This window comes from Butyrivibrio sp. WCE2006, from assembly GCF_000701985.1.
Taxonomy (GTDB): domain Bacteria; phylum Bacillota; class Clostridia; order Lachnospirales; family Lachnospiraceae; genus Butyrivibrio.
Genome location: NZ_JNKH01000094.1, coordinates 1 through 1,560, shown reverse-complemented (window position 1 = coordinate 1,560; position 1,560 = coordinate 1). Strand labels below are relative to the sequence as shown.

The window sequence follows — 1,560 nt, the reverse complement described above, 5'->3', positions numbered from 1 at the left end:
AAGTCCAATGAACTATTGCAGATTTTACATCTGCAATAATGCTTTTGGCTCTCTGAGTAGATATGCTGATTGTGGATGCGACCTGAAGCAGGTCCTCTAATTCTATCTTTTCGCTTTTGTTATTTAGCGTCATTTGATGGTTGCTTAACCATTTGTTTGTCGGGTTATAGGAAAATGTGACATCATAGGCTGGTGATAATTTCCAGATTTCATCTCTGTTCATCAGAAATGAGACGTTTTTAACATGGTCATCTCTGTTGACGGCAAGAACATTAAATACCATTCTTCTGTAGAACTGTTCAACCTCATTAGCACCAAGACCAATCTGTTTCATGTAAGATGCCGCCAATTCGTAGCTGCAAAGTCTTGGCGTGTTGTAATCAATGTGGGCAAGCGCCGCAAGTGTTTGCATGTGAACCTTTGAACCATCTACCCTGTCGAATCGTTTGGTCATAAAGTGATTGTGGTTATTTTCTTTGAAGATACGGCATTCATTCATATTTATTCCAGCCTGTAATGCCATAAGATAATAGGCATACTCAATAAGGGTATATTCAGGCTCATCCTCCATGTCATGATCACCATTCTTGCTGACGCCATCAAATTTCATTAGCCAATAATCAAATCCTTTTTCAGGGGCAATCTGACCAGACTTCACTTCATTTGTTTCTTCATTCCATGCAATGACTGCCTTTGCTCTTGCACCTCCTGCAGATGTTCCTAGTTTGAGAAACTGTGAGTAAGAGGCATTGGACATGTCTATGTTTACTTCTTTTCTTTTACTCAAAACATCAGAGGCGAATTTTACCATCTCACTGACATTGACTATATCAGATGAACTGGAGCCAGCAGAGAGTGCTGGACGATATTCTAGTGCGCCCATACCTCGGCTCCCTGTATAACACAATCGATCTATCACGTTGAAATCAGTCTCGGACTTTCCTTGTGCAGCGAGCCATTGGTTGATAATGGCATTACCAAATTTATCGGGCAAGGAATCAGCTATCATTCCAGGTACTCCGTGAAACGATTCTTCTAAATTAGGAAACGAATAGAGTTTGTTGGATATAGGCATTTTTAAGGGCGAAAGCTGAATATTAGTTCCACGAACCCCTTCAATAAAATCGTTGTCATACTCAAAGATTGCATAAGGTAAACCTTCTTTGAGACTGAGGGTGCCAATCTTGGTGTTCCATAAAAATATTTCTGCAAGGTTATTCATTGTTCGTCACCCCATTTGAAAGTTCTATTGCTTGGTTTGTCGTTTTTCTTTCTGACTCTTTTCCGCTCTGTTCCATTTTGTCTAGCTAAATATGTAGAGGGCCTGTCACTCATATCTGGTATCAGAGTATTAAAATTGTCGGCTAAATCCAACGCCATCATGATTTTAATAAAGATATCCAGTTGCACATCTAAACCCTTTTCAAATTTTTGGACAGATCTTAGTGATACGCCTGCCTTATCTGCCAGCTCCTTTTGAGTCAGGGGATATGCCAGCCTATAGTCTTTAGCTCGTTTGGCCAGTTCAGAAAGGATGCCGTTAACAAATAAATATTTCAT

2 protein-coding genes are annotated in these 1,560 nt (G+C 39.9%); both read right to left on the bottom strand.

Going from position 1 to position 1,560, the window contains the following annotated elements:
- Nucleotides 1–1,222, bottom strand: a 1,222-nt coding sequence (locus T501_RS19405; protein ID WP_044917177.1) for a type II toxin-antitoxin system HipA family toxin, incomplete at its 3' end; no start/stop codon positions are given.
- Nucleotides 1,219–1,560 (bottom strand): helix-turn-helix domain-containing protein (locus tag T501_RS19400; RefSeq protein WP_044917176.1); only part of this gene is annotated, 342 nt, incomplete at its 5' end. The genes T501_RS19405 and T501_RS19400, both read right to left, overlap by 4 nt.